At 59.9% G+C, this 17,662-nt stretch carries 18 protein-coding genes; 12 read left to right on the forward strand and 6 right to left on the reverse strand.

The genetic code is table 11. The features are described 5' to 3' along the window. Window positions 1–1,545: a hypothetical protein gene (locus GQO94_RS04805; RefSeq protein ID WP_156840028.1), complete on the reverse strand. Its 1,545-nt coding sequence runs from the start codon at window positions 1,543–1,545 to the stop codon at window positions 1–3. Between the two features lie 359 nt (window positions 1,546–1,904). Here GQO94_RS04805 and GQO94_RS04810 point away from each other — a divergent pair, with 359 nt between their 5' ends. The 3 genes from GQO94_RS04810 (at window position 1,905) to GQO94_RS04820 (ending at window position 4,941) form a co-directional block, all read left to right on the forward strand. Further along, window positions 1,905–2,639: a methyltransferase domain-containing protein gene (locus GQO94_RS04810; protein ID WP_198045799.1), complete on the forward strand. Its 735-nt coding sequence runs from the start codon at window positions 1,905–1,907 to the stop codon at window positions 2,637–2,639. Window positions 2,640–2,740: 101 nt separating this feature from the next. Continuing rightward, window positions 2,741–3,898 carry a hypothetical protein gene (locus GQO94_RS04815; protein WP_156840030.1) on the forward strand — a complete coding sequence of 386 codons (1,158 nt, stop codon included), beginning with the start codon at window positions 2,741–2,743 and terminating at the stop codon, window positions 3,896–3,898. Window positions 3,899–3,966: 68 nt separating this feature from the next. Next, the gene (locus GQO94_RS04820; RefSeq protein ID WP_198045800.1) at window positions 3,967–4,941 is read left to right on the forward strand and encodes a class I SAM-dependent methyltransferase; all 975 of its coding nucleotides are present in this window, start codon (window positions 3,967–3,969) and stop codon (window positions 4,939–4,941) included. A gap of 2 nt (window positions 4,942–4,943) precedes the next feature. Here GQO94_RS04820 and GQO94_RS04825 read toward each other — a convergent pair whose 3' ends face one another. The 4 genes from GQO94_RS04825 to GQO94_RS04840 form a co-directional block, all read right to left on the reverse strand. Beyond that, entirely contained in the window at window positions 4,944–5,705 is a 762-nt protein-coding gene (locus tag GQO94_RS04825; protein ID WP_156840032.1) for a metallophosphoesterase, read from the reverse strand. Window positions 5,706–5,837: 132 nt separating this feature from the next. Continuing rightward, complete coding sequence (locus GQO94_RS04830) at window positions 5,838–6,188, reverse strand: hypothetical protein (protein ID WP_156840033.1); 351 nt, start codon at window positions 6,186–6,188, stop codon at window positions 5,838–5,840. Further along, the gene (locus tag GQO94_RS04835) at window positions 6,181–7,155 is read right to left on the reverse strand and encodes a glycosyltransferase family 2 protein (protein ID WP_156840034.1); all 975 of its coding nucleotides are present in this window, start codon (window positions 7,153–7,155) and stop codon (window positions 6,181–6,183) included. Before GQO94_RS04835 ends, GQO94_RS04830 begins: the two co-directional genes overlap by 8 nt. Window position 7,156: 1 nt before the next feature. Beyond that, a complete protein-coding gene (locus tag GQO94_RS04840; protein WP_232332777.1) occupies window positions 7,157–8,125 on the reverse strand; it encodes a UDP-glucuronic acid decarboxylase family protein in 969 nt (322 codons plus the stop codon). A gap of 451 nt (window positions 8,126–8,576) precedes the next feature. Here GQO94_RS04840 and GQO94_RS04845 point away from each other — a divergent pair, with 451 nt between their 5' ends. From GQO94_RS04845 to GQO94_RS04860, 4 genes are read left to right on the forward strand one after another with little or no spacing between them, the layout of a single operon-like run. Further along, window positions 8,577–9,050 carry a Rap1a/Tai family immunity protein gene (locus GQO94_RS04845; RefSeq protein WP_156840036.1) on the forward strand — a complete coding sequence of 158 codons (474 nt, stop codon included), beginning with the start codon at window positions 8,577–8,579 and terminating at the stop codon, window positions 9,048–9,050. Then, window positions 9,047–9,688: a cell wall hydrolase gene (locus tag GQO94_RS04850; RefSeq protein ID WP_232332778.1), complete on the forward strand. Its 642-nt coding sequence runs from the start codon at window positions 9,047–9,049 to the stop codon at window positions 9,686–9,688. The genes GQO94_RS04845 and GQO94_RS04850 overlap by 4 nt, the downstream gene beginning before the upstream one ends. Before the next feature lie 10 nt (window positions 9,689–9,698). Beyond that, on the forward strand, window positions 9,699–10,886 hold the full coding sequence (locus GQO94_RS04855; protein ID WP_232332779.1) for a site-specific integrase: 1,188 nt from the start codon (window positions 9,699–9,701) through the stop codon (window positions 10,884–10,886). Further along, entirely contained in the window at window positions 10,883–12,079 is a 1,197-nt protein-coding gene (locus GQO94_RS04860; protein WP_156840037.1) for a site-specific integrase, read from the forward strand. Before GQO94_RS04855 ends, GQO94_RS04860 begins: the two co-directional genes overlap by 4 nt. Before the next feature lie 44 nt (window positions 12,080–12,123). On the opposite strand, the gene GQO94_RS04865 is transcribed toward GQO94_RS04860, so the two are convergent. Then, window positions 12,124–12,708: a nucleotidyltransferase family protein gene (locus tag GQO94_RS04865; protein ID WP_156840038.1), complete on the reverse strand. Its 585-nt coding sequence runs from the start codon at window positions 12,706–12,708 to the stop codon at window positions 12,124–12,126. A 206-nt stretch (window positions 12,709–12,914) separates the two neighbouring features. On the opposite strand from GQO94_RS04865, the gene dcm reads away from it, so the two are divergent. Genes dcm through GQO94_RS04890 form a run of 5 tightly spaced genes read left to right on the forward strand, consistent with a single transcriptional unit; the run spans window position 12,915 to window position 17,474 of the window. Beyond that, on the forward strand, window positions 12,915–14,174 hold the full coding sequence (gene dcm, locus GQO94_RS04870) for a DNA (cytosine-5-)-methyltransferase (protein ID WP_156840039.1): 1,260 nt from the start codon (window positions 12,915–12,917) through the stop codon (window positions 14,172–14,174). Further along, window positions 14,167–14,619 carry a very short patch repair endonuclease gene (locus GQO94_RS04875; RefSeq protein ID WP_156840040.1) on the forward strand — a complete coding sequence of 151 codons (453 nt, stop codon included), beginning with the start codon at window positions 14,167–14,169 and terminating at the stop codon, window positions 14,617–14,619. Before dcm ends, GQO94_RS04875 begins: the two co-directional genes overlap by 8 nt. 1 nt (window position 14,620) lies before the next feature. Then, window positions 14,621–15,841, forward strand: coding sequence for a type II restriction endonuclease (locus GQO94_RS04880; RefSeq protein ID WP_156840192.1), 1,221 nt, complete (start codon window positions 14,621–14,623; stop codon window positions 15,839–15,841). Window positions 15,842–15,853: 12 nt separating this feature from the next. Further along, entirely contained in the window at window positions 15,854–16,693 is an 840-nt protein-coding gene (locus GQO94_RS04885; protein WP_156840041.1) for a hypothetical protein, read from the forward strand. A 34-nt stretch (window positions 16,694–16,727) separates the two neighbouring features. Then, window positions 16,728–17,474, forward strand: coding sequence for a hypothetical protein (locus GQO94_RS04890; protein ID WP_198045801.1), 747 nt, complete (start codon window positions 16,728–16,730; stop codon window positions 17,472–17,474). Window positions 17,475–17,662: the final 188 nt, after the last annotated feature.

The raw sequence follows: 17,662 nt of genomic DNA on the forward strand, positions 1-17,662 counted from the left end.
CTAGCGGGCCGTCGTGGGATCGGCCACGCCGCTGCCCGGGTTGCGAAACACGAGCAGTTGCTGGTGCGGAAGGCGGCGCTGTTCGATGAGCTGCGGCGTACCGCCCTCGAACCGGATCCTCGCGCGACGCACGAGTTCGAAGGGATCGGGAATATCATTGAAATCGTGTTCGGCCCAAACGAGGGTCGGGCAACTCGAAGCCCGCGCGATCGTATCCGCATCCCGCCCGGTCGTCTCCACCGTGAACCCGTGGCGCGATGCGACCCAGCGATAGCCCGAATCGAATACCCCGATCCAGCCGGAGACCGGGCGCTGCTCGTCGTCGGGGTGAAGCGCATGCTGGTCGATACCGATGACTTGGGTGCCGGGGCAGTCCCGCGTGATGGCAGCGATCTGGTCGGCGAGCAGCAGCCAGCGCTTGTTCGCCGATTCGTGCACCACCGTGAACAGCTGAAGCGCGATCGCGCCCAGAACAAACAGCAGCACTTGCAACCGGCTCTGCGCAAGGCCCTGCTTTGCCAGGTCGGCAGCGAGGTCGGCGGCAAGCGGGATCAGGACGAAGGTATACCGCAAGGTGAGCGACCCGCTCAGCGTGCTGTAAACGAGAATGCCCAGCGCTCCAATCGCCAGCGCGGCGAAACTCCACCCCGCATCGCGCAGCGCGCCAACGCGATGCCGCAAGAGCGTGCGGGCAATGGCGAGGTCGACTCCCGGGTTGAGCACCAGGCCGAGCGCGACGCCCGCGCCGACGATGACCACGCAATCGAGGAACGTCGCCGGGTAGAAGGTGTAGAACTCGGTGCGCCCCATCTGCAGCGCGAAAGTGATCGTGAGCACGAGCGCTCCGATCGCCGAGGGAATGGCCAGAACGGCAAGCCCCGACCAGTTGCGGCGAAGCAGCGCCCGCAGCATTTCCAGCCCGATTCGCGCCGCGATGATCGCGGACGAGAGGAAGTGCACGTTGAGCGCGATCAGGATCGTCACGGCTATCTGGGCGCGTAGCCATCCGCGCTCGCGCGGCGCGAGTTCGTGTTCGCGATCGAACAGTTTCAGCAGGATGACCAGCGCCGCCGTCAGCGCGATGATCGCGAAGTAGGAACGCAGCTCGGCAAAGTTCGCGATGGTATAAGGGCAACTCGCCACCAGCACCGCGAAGATCGCCAGCCAGGTGTCGCGCCGGGTGTTGCGCAGCCAGAGATACACGCTGGGCACAAGCGGCAGCAGCGGCAGGACGTTGACGAAGCGCAACCATGCGATCTCGTCGCCCAGCCCCTGCCGGAACAGCCAGACACTGGCATAATAAAGCGGCGGATGCAGATCGGTGGACCAGCGCTGCGCATAGGCCTCGCTCAGCGACAACGAAGGCTCGGCCATCCAGACGGTCCAGAATTCGTCCAGCCACGGCCCCCGCTGAAAAGCGAGCACCACCATCGCGATCAGGGAGGCAACCACGAGGCCGCAACTCGCGATCTGCACGAGGTCGGAATAATCGCGTGATGCCGGGAAGGCGCGTGTCGCCGGAAATCGCGTTCGGCCAGTCGCCATGCTTGTGGTGTTAGAGAGCGCAAATGCCACGGTCAATCCAGCGAAGATTGCGCCGCCGGCGCCGTCTTGGGATACTAAATGCCAATACTGCAACGGATGCGATGCATCGGCTCGGCTATTGATCGTTATTTCGAAATCGGATCGCATAAACGACGAACAATAGCCGCGTGCTTCGCTCTGTTAACTGTGCCCCGAGGACGCAGAACAAGCCGGCTACAACTTCGCCGCGTGTGACGCTAAAGGTGTGACTTCCGCGAAGGCCTGCGGCATAGGACCCACCTTCAGTAATTGCGCTTAACTATTGAGGGATTGGCACAATCATGTTGGGCAGAGCCGTGCGGGGGCGTTTGAAAACGCTGTTGCCGAGAAAGCTGATCGACCAGCTCGTGCTGTTCGAGGCCGGGGCACACGCGTTCCGCGATGTGCGCGGCCGCTATCCGCGCGAGTGCCCGATCTGCGGCTACAAAGGTCTGTTCTGGGCCAAGGGCCGCCAGCCAATAGTGATCGACGGCCAGTGCCCGAGCTGCCGGTCGGTCGGCCGGCACCGCCAGCATCAGTTGCTCGTGCTGCGCCATCCCGAATGGCTGGACGGCGCCACGGTGCTGCATTTCGCCCCGGAACCCTGCTTTGCCAAGCGCTATGCCGCGCAGCTGGCGCGAACCGGCGGCAACTATGTCCGCGCCGACTACATGCCCAAGAACGATGAAGTCGTGATCGATCTGCAGGACATCGCCTTTCCCGATGCCACGTTCGATACTGTGATCGTGCACAACGTGCTGGAGCACGTCCCCGACGATGCCCGCGCGCTGCGCGAGATCCGGCGCGTGCTGAAGCCCGGCGGGCGGGCGCTGATGTCGGTGCCCATGTTCGAAGCCTGGGACGAGACTTACGAAGACCCCTCGATCGACAGCGAAGCCGGTCGCGATCTCCATTTCAACCAGAAGGACCACTTGCGCCTTTACGGGCGCGATTTCCGCGATCGGCTCGATCGGGCGGGCTTCGATCTCACCACCGACGTGGCGAAGGAGCCCGAAGTCAGCCGCTACGGTCTGGAGCGCGGCGAGACGATCTTCATCTGCACGCCGCGGCAGTGAGCCGGGGCGCTTCGGCCCATATCGTCCGTTCGCGCCGCTACGTTCTCGCGGCGGCCGGGCCGATCCTGGTTTCGGTCGCCCATTTTTGCGTGTCATTCTCGATGCTGCGGCTCGAGGATCCGCACAGCTTCGGCACCTTTACTATCCTGTTTGCCGCCGCGATGTTCACTGGATCGCTGTCGAGCGCGCTGTTCGGCGCGCCCGTGCAGACATTGCAGGACACCGATCCGCAGGCCCGCACCGCCACCACCGATGCCATCAGTTCGGCTGCCGTCGCCGCTGCCATCCTGGCCATTCCGCTGTTCGCGCTGTTGGCCATGGCGCTCGACTTCGAAGGCGCTCCTGCCTTATTCTACGCGGTGTTCGTGGCGTTCACGATCCTGCGGCAGTACGGGCGCGCCTGGACGTACTCGGTGGCGCGACCGCGGCACGTCGCTGCATCGGACGCATCCTATGCGGTGATCGTCCTGCTGTCGTTGGCAACGGCCGTCTTCATCCTGAATGTGCGACCGGTCCATGCGACGTTTGCCGCGCTGGCGCTGGCGGGGCTGGCCGCGCTGGCGGGATTGGGACGCGGCTATCGGACCCTGCTCGCCCGGGCCCGACCCAGCCGGCTGCGGCGTTTCAAGCGGACATGGGATGGCCAGTCACGCTGGTCGCTTGCCGCGGTGGCAGCCGCAGAAGCCGCGGCGAACGCGCATATCTATCTGCTCACCGCCTTCATCGGCGCCGCAGCCGTCGCGCCGATCGCCGCCAGTGCGCTGCTCGTGCGACCGATGCTGGTGGTTCAGGGTGCCCTGATCGAATACGAGCGGCCGCAGTTCGTGCGGCATCTCCATTCCAGGCAGCCCGACGCTCTCGATCGGACGATTCACTGGATGCGCATGGCGCTGTTTTTGGTGTGGTTTGGGACGGTTGCGGCCGGGGCTGCGATCCTGATGATCCGGCCGGGCCTGGTCTTCCCCGCCGACTACGATCTCGGCACGTTAAGGCTAGCCGCGGTTCTTTGGGCGCTGTTACAATTTGTCATCCTGGCGCAAGTCCCTGAAATCGTTGTTATGCAAGCAGGAAACGAGTATCAGTTTCTGGCGCGTGCAAATGTGTGGGCCGGCATTATTAACTTAGCTGGCGTGATAGCGATCATCTTGGCGGGGTTGCCGGTCTGGACCATTGCAGCGCTCATTCCGGGCTGGTTGATGACTATGGTCGTGATCCGGCTAAAACTAAAACGCGTGAGAACGAGAACATTCGCCCGCTAATGAATTTGAGAGATGCCACCAGACCCCTTACCGCATCGTCGAATAAGAAAGATGCGCCGCTCGCTTCGATGTTCGTGGCGAGACACACCTGCCCGGTTTGCGGGGCCGCTGATTGCGAGCAGATCTATCGCTGCTCGTATCAGGACGATCCCGTCAAGTCGCTGGTCTCTTCGAATTACGCGGAGCAAGGCGTCGTGGACTGGTCCTTGCTGGCAGACGCGGAATTTGAAGTTCACCATTGCCCGCGGTGTGACCTGATCTACCAAAGCAACGTTCCGGGCGATGCGCTTCTCGAGGAAATCTATACCCGGATGATTAGCTCGGAGGCGCTCGAGCAATACGAACGAAGTCTGCTTACGCTGGATAACTTCCAACGTATTTCGGGCGAGTTTGCGACGATCTTTCACCACATGAACAAGCCGATCCACGCCATTCGCGTGCTCGACTACGGTATGGGAATGGGGCGTTGGGCGCGTGTCGCGCGCGGGATGGGCGCCGAGGTCTACGCGACTGAAATCGGCGACGACAAATACACGCTGGGCCGCGCCCTCGGCATCAAGATGCTCGAGGACGAGGAAGTTGACGGAAACACCTTCGATCTCGTCCATACCGAGCAGGTCTGCGAGCATCTCGTCCACCCTGGCCGCGATTTTGCGCGCCTGGCAAAAACGCTGGCGCCCGGTGGTTTGTTCAAGGTCGCGGTTCCCTATCGCGGCAATCTGGAAAGCATCTTGCGGGCCGGCAAGCTGTCCGATCGCGCCTTGTTCGCAACCGCTGGCGCGCGCGATATTCCGGGCGATGCCGAAGCGAGCGGCGCGATCCAGCCGCTCGAACATCTCAACGCCTACAGCGCCAAGACCATCGACTGGCTGGCCCGCGACAACGGCCTCGAGATCGTGGCCCAAGTTCGCCGCCGCAGCGTCGCGATCGACACCGACAGCATCAAAGGCATGGCAAGCGGGGTCAAAAGGCTCGGCGTCGAGTTGACCAAAGCGGCAATTCGCTTGCGGATCGGATATTATCTTCTGCGCAAGCCGCGCTGAGATCAGCCGCTTTCGCCGCGTACCGTCAGAATATCGACGTCGGTCCCGTCGAAACAGGCCGCGCTGAGCACACCGCTGCGATAGGCCCCGGTATCGAGGCCGATGCGGTTTTCGCGGATCTCCACTGTTTCAGTGATCGTATGACCGTGCACGACGACCCCGCCATGCCAGCGCTCGTCATCCATGAAACCCTCGCGCGCCCACAGCAGATCGCGGCGGTGCTGCCGCGCCAGGGCTACGCCCGGCTTGATGCCGGCATGACAGAAGAAATAGTCGCCCGACTGGTACATGAGCGGCCAGGCGTGCATCCACTCGACCCAGTCGCGCGGAACGGCTTTCTGCAGATCCAGCACGAAAGGCAGCGCATCTTCGCCCGGCTTGAGGGGTTCGAGACCGAAGCTTGCCACCGTTTCTGCCCCGCCGACAGTCATCCAGCCGCGCAATTCGGCTTCATCGCCGCGCAAAGAGCGCAGCAGCATTTCCTCGTGATTGCCCAGCAAGGTCAGCAAGTTGGGCATTTGCCGCTGGCGATCGAACAGGAGCTGCAAGGCGTCGCGCGAATTCGGACCGCGATCGACGATGTCGCCGATCATGATGATCTGCGTGCGGGCTTCGTCCAACTCGTCCTCGCGCCGCTCGATTGCGTCGAACATCATCTGCATCAGGTCGGGCCGCCCGTGCACGTCGCCAATCGCATAGATCCGCGTGCCAGGCGCCGTGCGCGGTGCAGACCGCGCCTTCTTGAAAAACCCCAAAAAACTCAAAACCGGTTTCCCGCTGCGTGGAACATCAAATGCTTGGCCTTAAACCTTACTGCGAAACGCCTCGCACAGTCTATTGATCCGATGAGATACCAAGGGGCAAGCAAGCTGGCTCGACCGCAGCCGCCGCCCTGCCTAATTGCGCGGTGCCGGATCGACGAAGACGAACGAGCGGAAGCCCTTCTTCTCCAGATCCAGCACGATCCTGGTCAGGCACTTGCGATCCGCACCGCGTGGCTCTTCCACCCGCAACGGGCGATCCTTCGGCCAACCGCTGCCGAGCTTGGCCAGATCCCTGTTGTTCACCAGCATGCCGGCGCGCTTGACGCGGCACTTGCCCGCCACCGCGACGACCACGATGTCCGCCTTTGGCGGCTCCGCCTCAGCGCGGTCCGCCTCGCCCAGCGCCGGAACCGCGCCCAGCAGACACGCGATCGAGATGCTCGCCCCCACCAGACGGCACCGGCACGATCGCCCATCAAGCATTGGGCACGCTCTTGCGACCGGCCAGCCCGCGCAGGGCCCGGCGCAGCCGGTGCGGCGTCGCGACGATCATCGCGAAGGCGAAGATCTGCCGTGCGGTCGGCCGTCCCTTGGCAAAGGCTGCGCGAGTCAGTTCGAGATAAGCGCGGGGCTGCTTGGTCCAGGATACGGCCTGGGTGACGACGGTGAGGCAAAAGCCCGCGTAGGCCCGCGGCGTCATCACACCCGACATGCTGTTCGCCCATTCGAGCGAGCGCTGCCAGGTATAGGTCTTGCTCAACGAGGGCGCGTTGGTGGGCACATAATAGTTCACCAAAGGCTCGGGCACGATCACGAATTCGCAGCCGTGTTCCTTCACGGCGCGGATCGCCAGTTCCCATTCCTCGTGCTGTTTGGTGTCCTTGAAGCGGAGATGATCGAACAGCACCCGCGGCAGCATCAGCGCCGAGGTCTGCAGCATGCCCTCCCCGCCGCGCGCCCAGCTGTGCCGATCGAACAGCCATTCGTCGATGGGCTCGCTGCCCTTATAAAGCCGCGCCGGCTTCACGAGATCGCCGTCGGGCGAAATGCAGCGAAACAGCGTCATCAACAGCGCCGGTCGTCCCGTCGGAGCGAGCGCCAGTTGCCGTTCGAGCTTGGTCGGCAGCCAATCGTCGTCGTCGTCGAGAAAGGCGACCCACTCGCCGCGGGCGGCCAGCGCCCCGGTATCGCGCGCCGGGCCCGCCCCTTGCTGGACCTCGTGGACGATGTAGCGGAAGCGCGGATCCTCGATCTTCGCCAGCGCTGCTTCGGTCGCCGGATCGTCGCCGTCGATCACGACGATGACTTCGAGATTGCTGTGGGTCTGCGCGAACACGCTGCGAATGGCGCGCTGCACCAGTTCGGCGCGCGCGAATGTCGGAATCACCACGCTGACGAGCGACGAGGCCGCAGGCGGGGCTTCCCCTTGCGGAGCGCGGTCTGCCGTCATGCTAGCGATCGCTCAGCAGCCGATCGAAATAGGCCACCGTTTCCTTCAATCCCTCACGCAAGGCCACTTTTGGAGTCCAGCCGAGCCGATCTTTCGCCAGCGAAATATCCGGCTGGCGCTGGCGGGGATCGTCCTGCGGCAAGGGCATGTGCTGCAGCTTCGACTTCGATCCGGTCAGTTCGAGGACTTCGTGCGCAAGTTCGCTCATGGTAAATTCGGCCGGATTGCCGAGATTGCAGGGGCCGGTGAAATCACTTGGCGTGTCCATCATCGCGAGCATGCCCGCGACGAGATCCGAATAATAGCAGAACGAGCGCGTCTGCGATCCATCGCCGTAGATCGTCAGGGGTTCGCCGGTGAGGGCCTGTACGATGAAGTTCGACACGACACGGCCGTCGGCGGCATCCATGCGCGGGCCGTAGGTATTGAAGATGCGCAGGATCTTGATGTCGAGCCGGTGCTGGCGGTGATAATCCATGAACAGCGTCTCGGCACTGCGCTTGCCTTCGTCGTAACACGAACGCGGCCCGATCGGATTGACGTGGCCCCAGTAATTCTCCGTCTGCGGATGGATTTGCGGATCGCCGTAGACTTCCGAGGTCGAAGCCTGGAGCACGCGGATGCGCAGGCGCTTTGCCAGACCCAGCACGTTGATCGCCCCGACCACGCTGGTCTTGATCGTCTGCACCGGATCGTTCTGATAGTGGATCGGCGAGGCGGGGCAGGCGAGATTGAAGATCTCGTCCACTTCGACGTAGAGCGGAAAGGTGATGTCATGGCGCATCAGCTCGAAGCTGGGATGTCCAAGCAGATGGCTGATGTTGCGCCGCGCGCCGGTGTAGAAATTGTCGACGCACAGCACTTCGTGGCCGCGTTCGATCAGGGCATCGCACAAGTGCGAGCCAATGAAGCCGGCGCCCCCCGTCACCAGCACGCGCTTCGGCGCATATCCCGCGCCAGCATGGCTCACGAACTCTTCTCCCTCAACTGAAGTCCGCCCCATGAACCTTAGCGCCCGATGCGCTGAAACCAGATGCTCCACTGGACGAGCCAAGACCTCGCCCGCACGATGAGCCGCGTGACGATAGGCAGCTAAACTGAGGAATTCTACCTGTAAAGCGGATGCCGCCCTTCGCAAGCTACCGGAAACCTACGATAAGTCTGCCGCAGCAACGGCGCTGGCGCTGGCGCGTTCACGATACTTGCAGGCGCACTCGCTATACCGTCGCCACGAGGTGACTCGACGATTGGCTCTCGCAGCATGCTGCAATGCAATGTAATGAGCCGCAACGCCTGACGAATTCTGACAGCGACAAGGTTGTGATTTTGAACGGATTATCGGCTATATTACAGCAAACCCGCGACGCACCGCGCGACTTCGTCCACTATGGCACGATAGTCGCTGCAAAGGCGTGTCGCAATTGAGATTGCTTCCGATTTGGGCGATTTGCCTGTTCGCGCTCGTTCTCGCGGGCCCGCAGGCCATGGCGCAACCCGCACCCGTGGCCGCCGGCGCGGTGCCGGAAGCGAGCACCGCGACGCCATCCACCGGCAATGACCTTTCGTTCGGTTACATGACCGCTGCCAAACTGGCCGAGCAATGCGCCGCGCCCTCCGGCTTCGCGATGTCGTATTGCTTCGCCTATCTGGCGGGTGTTCGCGATACGACGAAGGCCTACGAGGTCTGGCTCGGTCAATCGGAGTTCTGCGCGCCGGCAACCGTGACGCAAGTGGAACTGCGCGACGTGTTCAACGCCTTCCTCGCCGCGAATCCCGATTATCGGTCCGGACAAGGCGCTTCGGTCACTATGGCCGCCTTCAAGGCCGCGTACCCTTGCGGCAGCACGTCCGGTAGGACCGCCCCGGCTGACAGCGAGACCGAAAAACGACGGTGAGCAGTGCCACGGCCCTTTTACTGAACAGCGAGTCGCATTCGCTGTCGGTTCCTGACCAGGACGGGAATGCGCGCCTGCAGCGCGTGATCTTGATGATCTCGCTGGTTGTCGGCGGGCTCGCACTCGCGTTCCTGGCTTCGAAAATCACGTTTGCCGCCTCGGAACGGCGGGCTTTATCCGGCGAACCGGAGGTCCGCGTCTATTTCGAAGCGCCGCCGTTCGATCCGGCCAAGTTGTCGGTGGCCGATCCTGACGCACTCGCGGAAGTCACGCCCGAAAAGGCGGTGGAGACCAACGCCTCTCGCCCCCTTTCGACATTGCCCAATCCGGCCGCGCGCTCGCTGATGGTCATGTCGGGCGACGCCACCGATTCCGCGCGATCGCTCGATTGCATGACGGCCGCGCTCTATTACGAAGCGGGCTTCGAATCCGAGGAAGGCCAGCGCGCGGTCGCCCAAGTCGTGCTCAATCGCCTGCGCCATCCGCTCTATCCGCACACCGTACGCGGCATGCCGCACCATTATGGGAAAAAGTGCAGTAGAATCAGCGCGCGCGTTCAATGTGGCGCTTGGCAGATCGGTAGCTATCGATGGCTATTTGGTCCCCGCAAATTCGCAGAATTCCGGGACTTTGGGTGACAGTTCGGATATGAGCGATGGCCATATGGTCCCCATGCGAAGAAAAGCGGGCCGCAGGGCCTTTCTGGATGGCAATTTCGCACGCCGGAAGTTGCCGCTAAAAACGAACGAATATTGCATCTGGGATACCGAGCTGGCTGGCTTCGGATTGCGAGTTCGGCCCACCGGCAACTACTTCTGGTTCGTTCGGCTTAGGCATCGCGGCAAGCATCGCAGGATTACGCTTGGTAAAACTGACGAGCTCAATGCGGTTCTGGCGCGAGCGCAGGCGAGACGCCTGTTGGCAGAGGCCGCGCTAGACGGCCTGCCTAAGCGCGTGGTGGTCAAATCGACCCCGACGATGAACGATTTCGTCGCGACCCATTTCGATGATCTCGCAAGGGTCTGGAAGCCATCAACCTCGAAGCGCAATGCAAATGCTTGGAGAATTGATTTGGCCGAGCACTTTGGCGAGGTCCTCGTTGCCGATGTCTCAAAGGCGGAGGTCGTGCGCTGGCGCGATGCATGCGCAGGCGAGAAGGAAGCGCGCTTCAATCGCGCGGTCCCGGTTCTGGCAGCATTGCTCAAATATGCCGAGGCGCTGCGGATGCGCCGCAAGGGATCAAACCCGTGTCGCGGAATGCCGCGCTACAAGCGGCAGGCGATGGAGCGCTATCTGACCCCGCGCGAATATGCACGTATTGGTGCAGAGTTGCGCGCCTGCGAGAATGAAGCCCCAGAGCAGGTCGCGATCATCCGGGTCCTGCTCTATACTGGAGCGCGCCGAAGCGAGATCGAGAAGCTGCGCTGGGACTGGGTAAAGCCGCCTCGCCTTGTGCTTCCTGACAGCAAGACCGGACCCAAGTTCATATGGCTCAACAGTCAGGCGCTCACGGTGCTCGAGGGGATTGAGCAAAGAAGAGACTGCCCATTTGTGTTTCCTGATCGTACCGGCACGAAACCCATCAATGTCGGCATGTGGTGGTCGAAGTTCCGCCGCCGTTGCGCGCTCCCCGATGTGCGCATTCACGATCTCCGGCACAGCTTCGCCTCGACCGCTATTATGGATGACGTGCCGCTGGCGACCATCGGCAAGTTGCTTGGGCACGTTTTGCCCGAGACCACAGCAAAGTATGCTCACCTGGCCGACGCGTTCGTAGCCGACGCCGCCCAGCGCGTGTCGGGTTCGCTCGCTTCAGCTATTGGCCTTCGAATATGACTGCGCTCGCGCTCAGGCAGGTGGTCGAGGACGCGCTGGCAAAGGTCGGAGCCGATGTCAGCTTCATCCGGATTCCAAAGGGCAAGCCGCGCACCACCACTTGGCTGGCAATCGAGCATGGATTCGGCATTCGTCATTACGCGTCGGGCAGGAACGTTTACATTGTGCAGACGCGGATGGGCGGGAAGCTGCGGACGGTCACGCTTGGACCAGCGTCGGTCCTCACGCGCACGCAGGCAACGCAAGTGGCGCGGATGGTGCTCGCCCATGCGCGGATGGGAGAGAACCCGGCCACAAATCGCAGGCGGATACGCTCGGCTCCGCGCTACACCGATTTCCTCGACGAGATCTGGGAAAAGTGGGCGTCGCGCTGGTCTTCGAAAACCTACGACATCAATAGCGGCTATCGCCGCTTGTACCTTCAGAATGCGTTTGCGGAGCTGTCTATCGACGAACTGAACGAGGAGCATGTCACGAGATGGTTTGCCGAGGTGAACCGCCAGACCGGGCCGGGAGCGGCCAATATGGCGCTCGGTCTGCTCAGCCTGATGCTCAACAAGGCCGAAGCATGGGGCTACAGGCTGGAGAACACCAATCCATGCCGTGTGGTGCGTATGAACCGCCGCCGCCAATGCGAGCGGTTTCTGACGCATGAGGAACTTGCGCGCCTTGGGTTGGTGCTAGCGCGAGCGCGCGACGGCGATCACGCCATGCGTTCGTTGGCAGCCAAGGCGGCAACGCTGTTATTGCTCACCGGTTGCAGGCGTGGAGAAATACTCGGCCTGCATTGGCAGGATATTCACGGAACCCGGATCAAGCTGCGCCACGGTAAGACCGGGCCTCGCATGGTCTGGCTGGGAAACGAGGCGCGGGCCATTATCGATACAATTCCGCGTTATGAGAAAATCCCATGGGTGTTCTGGAATACTCCTTACCGCCGACCCATGCGCGCCATAGACACTTTCTGGCGGCAATTCCGCGAACAGGCCGGACTGCCGTGCCTGCGCGTGCACGATCTACGGCACACATTCGCGAGCCACGCGGCGATGAACAAGGAAACGCTGCCAATGATTGGTCGGTTGCTGGGCCATGCTAGCGTTCAATCCACCGCGCGCTACGCCCATATGGACGACGAGCATGTGCTCGATGCGGCAGGAGAGATCGGGGCAGCAGTTGAGAAGATGATAGGATGATTGTGTTCCAAGCCAAATGACTGCTTTCGACCCAGGATCGGCCATCAATCGGATCGTGAAGATGCACCAGAATCGGACACCGCGATTTCGAGCTTCGGATATCTCTTGATCCAATATTTTGTGGATACGCGTTCAAAAAAAATTGGCAGTTTCCCTTCTCTAAATCGCGGTCCAGGACGCAATTGAAATGTAATCAAGTCATCCAGGCCGAGCGGGGCGTTGATCTCAATCGAACCCCCGCGATCAATACGCGCCGCGATGGCGGTTGCTGTCTCGGGCCAACATTTCATGGCGTCGGCCACGGATTTGTAAGGGCGATCTGCATTTCGACGATGCATTCGCGCCTGGTTTTTCACAGACCAGTCAAGGTTAGGCATTCTTGCAAATAGTAGATGTTCAATTTGCCGGTCACCGTCAGCGTCCGGCGAATCTTCGCAGAACCAGACTACGTCTACGTCCCCTTGTGGTTCGTTAATCGGATGGTTGTGCAGATGATCCCACACCGCATCACGAATAAATCCCGCAGCAATCCAGCAGTCTGGAAGATCGAGTTCGGCCACGAGCTCTAATGCCTCTCGCCTGAGGCGATCAGCCCCAAGCACCTTTTGAATGATCGCAACACTCTCCATGCGAACATCGCTACAGCTTTCGCAAGATGTCCGCTACTGAATGCGCGTTACCCTCAAGCAGACTGTCGGCTTCCCACCCCAAAGTTTGCCGTCCAATTTCGTATCCAATGGCCGACCGCCAAAAAGTGAGAACACACAAAGAACATTATTGCAAGCTGGGAACCTTTCTGCCACGGTGTCAAAAATTGACACAGAGCGGGGTTTCGATGCGCAAAACGGCTGTAAGGACTACAAAATTCACTCAGTTATGCGGTCAGGCAGGCCTAACCCAGGACGAAGCGCGAAGTCTGCTGGAGGTGTCGGAGCGCACCGCCTACCGTTATGCGAATGGCACGGTAAGTCTGCCCCGTCTGGCCGAAAAGGTGTTGCGCGAGGCGGCGGGCAAGAAACCCGCCAGCCACAATACGGCGTTCCGCTTTATTGACCTGTTCGCAGGGATTGGCGGGTTGCGCATCGGATTTAACGGGATTGGCGGCCACTGCGTTTTCACGTCTGAATGGGATGCAAACGCGCAAAAAACCTATGCCCTCAATTTCCGCGACAACCACAGAATTGCCGGGGACATACGCGAGTTTTCAGAGCAGCCGGAGAGCATTCCGGAGCATGACGTACTGCTTGCCGGTTTTCCGTGCCAGCCTTTCTCGATTGCCGGTGTGTCGAAGAAGAACGCGCTTGGGCGGCCACACGGCTTTCTTTGCGACACGCAAGGAACGCTGTTCTTCGATACGGCTCAGATCATCGCGCATCACCGCCCGGCAGCTTTTGTTCTGGAAAACGTTAAGAATCTGGCCAGCCACGACAAGGGGCGGACGTTCGCCACGATCTTAAACGTTCTGGAAAACGAACTGGGCTACAAGGTTCAGACGCGCGTGATAAGTTCAGAGCCATGGGTTCCTCAGAAGCGCGAGCGAGTATTCATCGTCGGATTTCGCGAGGACACCGATTTCAATTTAGATGCGCTAGAGCTGCCATTGGCCGAAAACGGCCCCAAGCTGGGCAGCATTCTGGACCGGCACGAGAACGTTGACCCGAAATACACGCTTACCCCCCGGCTCTGGGAATATCTGCAGGGATACAAGGCAAAGCATCAGGCAAAGGGCAACGGGTTTGGCTTCAGCCTGTTCGGACCGGATGATGTGACCCGCACCCTGTCTGCCCGCTATTACAAGGACGGATCAGAAATCCTGATAGACCAGCCCGGCCCCCGGCCACGGCGGCTTACGCCAACCGAATGTGCCCGCCTTATGGGTTTCGAGCGTGGGGACCGGAAATGGCGCATCGAGGTTTCGGACACGCAGGCCTATCGCCAGTTTGGCAATGCCGTGGTCGTTCCGGTTGTTGAAGCTCTGGCGAACGCAATGCAGCCGTATATTGCGGCCGCAATGTCCAAAGGTGGCGGCCAGAGTAACGAAGCGCCCCATCCAGTATCGCGGCCCGACCGGGAACCCTCCGCCGCATATGGTTGATATAGTCGCAGCGGAGGTCCGCAGCCGGATGATGTCAGGAATCCGGTCGAAGAATACCAAACCGGAGTTGATCCTGCGGCAGGGGCTTCATGCTGTAGGTTTTAGGTTCCGGCTTCACGACAGGTCGCTGCCGGGCAAGCCCGATATCGTTTTTCCGCGTTATCGTGCCGTCATCATGGCGCACGGCTGTTTCTGGCACGGCCATGACTGTCATCTATTCAAAATGCCAACGACACGCCCGGACTTCTGGCGCGCGAAGATTGATCGTAACCGCAAGATTGATGCCCGGACCCGCACTGCGCTGGCACAAGCCGGATGGAGACAGGCCGAAGTATGGGAATGCGCTCTCAAGGGCAAAACGAGATTGCCGCATGACAAGGTGATCGATACTTGCGGGCAATGGCTGCAATCAGATGCCGCAGAGCTTGAAATCAGGGGAAAATAACATGCAGCGAGGCCAGCTTTCGGACTACTTTGCAGGGGTCGCTGTCAAACGTTTAAGCGCGGTCGAAACCAGCCCGGACACTTCCAACCAGCACGAATTCAACGGTTCCGCGCCGCTGCGCCGGTTGCTGGGAGAAGATGACCAGAAGAATTTTCCGGCCCGCTACATATGGCTTGGCCAAGAACAGGAAGCCGTCACAACTGACAGCATTCTGACCTGGTATGATTCACGGCGAAAGCACGCGACCCGCACCGAATACCGTCTTTATTACACCGACAACGAAGTCACCGGGATGATGCAGGAAGGCGACGTGCTGTTCATTGCTCTTTGTCGTGACGGCACTGCCATGGTCATTGTCACGCCGGTCGACAGCACGATCCAGAACCAGCTTGTGTGGCTGTTCGGATTGGAGGACCAGCCAGAGTTCGAGTTCACCGTTCAGGAGATCGCAGGCACCAGCAATCCCGATCTGGACTTTGCGGCGCGCTATATCCTGGACGAGCTGGGTATCGAGCCGGAAGAGCCGGAAGCGGACCGACTGGATGATCTGATCGAGCAGTTCGGCATGACATTCCCGACCACGAAGATCTTTTCCGAAATTGCCCGGTCAGCAGTGACAGACGTTTCCCCGGCAGACGATCCGGACGGCGCATTGCTGGGCTGGCTCGACATGGAAGAGCAGCTTTTCCGCAGGCTGGAGCGGCGCATAGTGGCAGAGCGCATTGCAGGCGGGTTTAATGCGCCAGAAGGCGCGGACGTGGACGGCTTTCTGTCATTCTCCCTCAGCGTCCAGAATCGGCGCAAGTCCCGCGCAGGGCAAGCGCTGGAGCATCATCTAGAGGCGGTATTCACTGCCAACAGCATCCGGTATTCGCGCGGTAAGGAGACTGAGAACCGCAACAAGCCCGACTTCCTGTTTCCGGGCCACGAGCATTACCATGACCCTGCTTTCCCGGCAGAAAAACTCACCATGCTGGGGGCCAAATCTACGTTGAAAGATCGCTGGCGGCAGGTGCTGTCCGAAGCCGAGCGGATCGATAACAAGCATCTGCTGACATTGGAGCCGGGCATATCCGAAAACCAGACTAGCGAGATGCAAGTCAAGCAACTTCAGCTTGTGCTGCCACGCAAGCTTCACGAAAGTTTCCGGCCTGCTCAGCAGGGGTGGCTAATGGACGTGTCAGAATTTCTGGCACTGGTGGGCGAACGACAGCAATTTTGAGAGGACAACAGAATGTTCAACTTGATCATGCGGTCGGTGCCATGGAACACCGGCAATGAAACAATGGAGGTTGGCAGGGTTTTTGAATACACCGAGGACAGCGTAGCCGACCAGTTTCGTACTGCAGACGGCATCGACCTAGACAGTCTCGCACGTTTGCCCTGCCTGTTCATGCAGGAAGGCACTGGCGATGAAATTGCATATGTCGGATCGATTTTCAGGGCACGCATCGTAAACGGTGAGGTTCGCTTTGAGTATGCTATCGATCCAGACGTAGCCCCCTTACGAAACAGCCTAATTTATGCAAACCGGCACTCTCTTGATATGCCGCGAGACTTTGAATTCTCCCGAAATCACTGGGCCCTTAAAGAAGTCGATTTGTACCGTTTCCTGCTCCGTAATGCACACCCGCGCCGTCAACGACCGACAGTATTCCGGATCGAGGATCATGAGAATATCGAACCGACCCTTGCGTCGGCAATGATGCCATTCGATGCCGGGTTCAACGAAGTCTATGGTGCGATCCAGTTGGCCGCTGAGAATGCAGGTCTGCATTGCAGGCGTGCAGACGACATCTGGGAGAACCCTGCAATCATTCAGGATGTTGTGTCGCTGATTGACCGTTCGCGAGTCGTAATCTGTGATTGCACAGGCAGAAACCCAAACGTTTTTTACGAAGCAGGAATTGCCCATGCTCTTGGCCGGGAGGTTATTCTGATCACGCAGAATGAGGGCGATATTCCCTTTGATCTTCGGCATCTGAGATATGTTCGCTACCTCAACAATGCCGAAGGACGGGCTGCATTATCTGCGGCGTTACAGGGTCGAATGCAGACAATTTTGGGCCACTAAGCGGCTATGCTCATACAAGGAAAGATCGGCGAAAATGTTCTCACTTGGGATGAGTAAAATTGAACGCAAGCGTCTTATCAATTTGTGTCGATTAGCCGTCGCAAATTTCAATGCCGGTGACTGGCAGACCCTTGGCGCGCACACTGGCGAGATGTCCGTTATAACGAACCATGATCGTCTTCTTCGGAGCCTTAGCTTCAATGATCCCGATTACTCGGGGAACGCGCATGCAGTCATATTCAACCTGGTCGAAAAGGACGCCCAGAACCTTCAGATCATCGAGGAATACATTCACGAAATGTATGGGGAGCCTGCGGACATAATTTCGACGGCGAGCAGCCGCACCCGAATGGTCACATTTGCGCCAGCAGTCTTCGAAGTGCCAGAGGGCGCTGTAGAAACAGACCTAGTCTCCGTCATGACACCGTTTTCAGCAGAATTTGAGGCTGTTTTCACGTCTATAAGCGCTGCTAGCGCCGAGGCAGGTTTCCGGGCTTTGCGCGCGAAAGACATCTGGCAGCATTCGACGGTTATACAGGATGTCTTCAGTCTTATTTTCAGATCGCAGATTGTAGTTTGCGATTTCACCGGCAAAAATCCGAACGTCTTTTACGAAGCCGGCATCGCACACACGCTTGGCAAGCACGTGGTTCCAATCACGCAAAACCAGTCAGATATTCCATTCGACTTACAGCACCACCGCTACCTGTCTTATCTTAACAACTCAGAAGGTCGCCAGCACCTTGCAGCTAGCTTAGCCGCCCGCTTTCGATCTCTATAGCGCTGCGTTTTTCTAAGGCTTGCTGCTTCCGGATTGATGATGGCTATTTGGTCCCCATTTCAGAACATCAGTGGAACTTAGTGGTTTCAGGGAATGCTTTCTCATGGCCGCGTGGCCTGGCTTTGCGTCCTGGAAATTCGAAGAATCAGCCGCTTAGAACACGCCGATCCAAGAACTGGAACGAGTCC

Source organism: Novosphingobium aquimarinum, from assembly GCF_009746585.1.
Classification (GTDB): Bacteria; Pseudomonadota; Alphaproteobacteria; order Sphingomonadales; family Sphingomonadaceae; genus Novosphingobium; species Novosphingobium aquimarinum.

Excerpts from the sequence above, each read along its gene's own strand:
- GQO94_RS04885 (WP_156840041.1), top strand. The coding sequence starts at position 15,854 with ATGTTCAACTTGATCATGCGGTCGGTGCCATGGAACACCGGCAATGAA.
- GQO94_RS04805 (WP_156840028.1), bottom strand. The coding sequence starts at position 1,545 with ATGGCGACTGGCCGAACGCGATTTCCGGCGACACGCGCCTTCCCGGCA.
- GQO94_RS04880 (WP_156840192.1), top strand. The coding sequence starts at position 14,621 with ATGCAGCGAGGCCAGCTTTCGGACTACTTTGCAGGGGTCGCTGTCAAA.
- GQO94_RS04830 (WP_156840033.1), bottom strand. The coding sequence starts at position 6,188 with ATGCTTGATGGGCGATCGTGCCGGTGCCGTCTGGTGGGGGCGAGCATC.
- GQO94_RS04890 (WP_198045801.1), top strand. The coding sequence starts at position 16,728 with ATGTTCTCACTTGGGATGAGTAAAATTGAACGCAAGCGTCTTATCAAT.
- GQO94_RS04860 (WP_156840037.1), top strand. The coding sequence starts at position 10,883 with ATGACTGCGCTCGCGCTCAGGCAGGTGGTCGAGGACGCGCTGGCAAAG.
- GQO94_RS04875 (WP_156840040.1), top strand. The coding sequence starts at position 14,167 with ATGGTTGATATAGTCGCAGCGGAGGTCCGCAGCCGGATGATGTCAGGA.
- GQO94_RS04855 (WP_232332779.1), top strand. The coding sequence starts at position 9,699 with ATGAGCGATGGCCATATGGTCCCCATGCGAAGAAAAGCGGGCCGCAGG.
- GQO94_RS04815 (WP_156840030.1), top strand. The coding sequence starts at position 2,741 with ATGCTGCGGCTCGAGGATCCGCACAGCTTCGGCACCTTTACTATCCTG.
- GQO94_RS04835 (WP_156840034.1), bottom strand. The coding sequence starts at position 7,155 with ATGACGGCAGACCGCGCTCCGCAAGGGGAAGCCCCGCCTGCGGCCTCG.
- GQO94_RS04820 (WP_198045800.1), top strand. The coding sequence starts at position 3,967 with ATGTTCGTGGCGAGACACACCTGCCCGGTTTGCGGGGCCGCTGATTGC.
- dcm (WP_156840039.1), top strand. The coding sequence starts at position 12,915 with ATGCGCAAAACGGCTGTAAGGACTACAAAATTCACTCAGTTATGCGGT.
- GQO94_RS04865 (WP_156840038.1), bottom strand. The coding sequence starts at position 12,708 with ATGGAGAGTGTTGCGATCATTCAAAAGGTGCTTGGGGCTGATCGCCTC.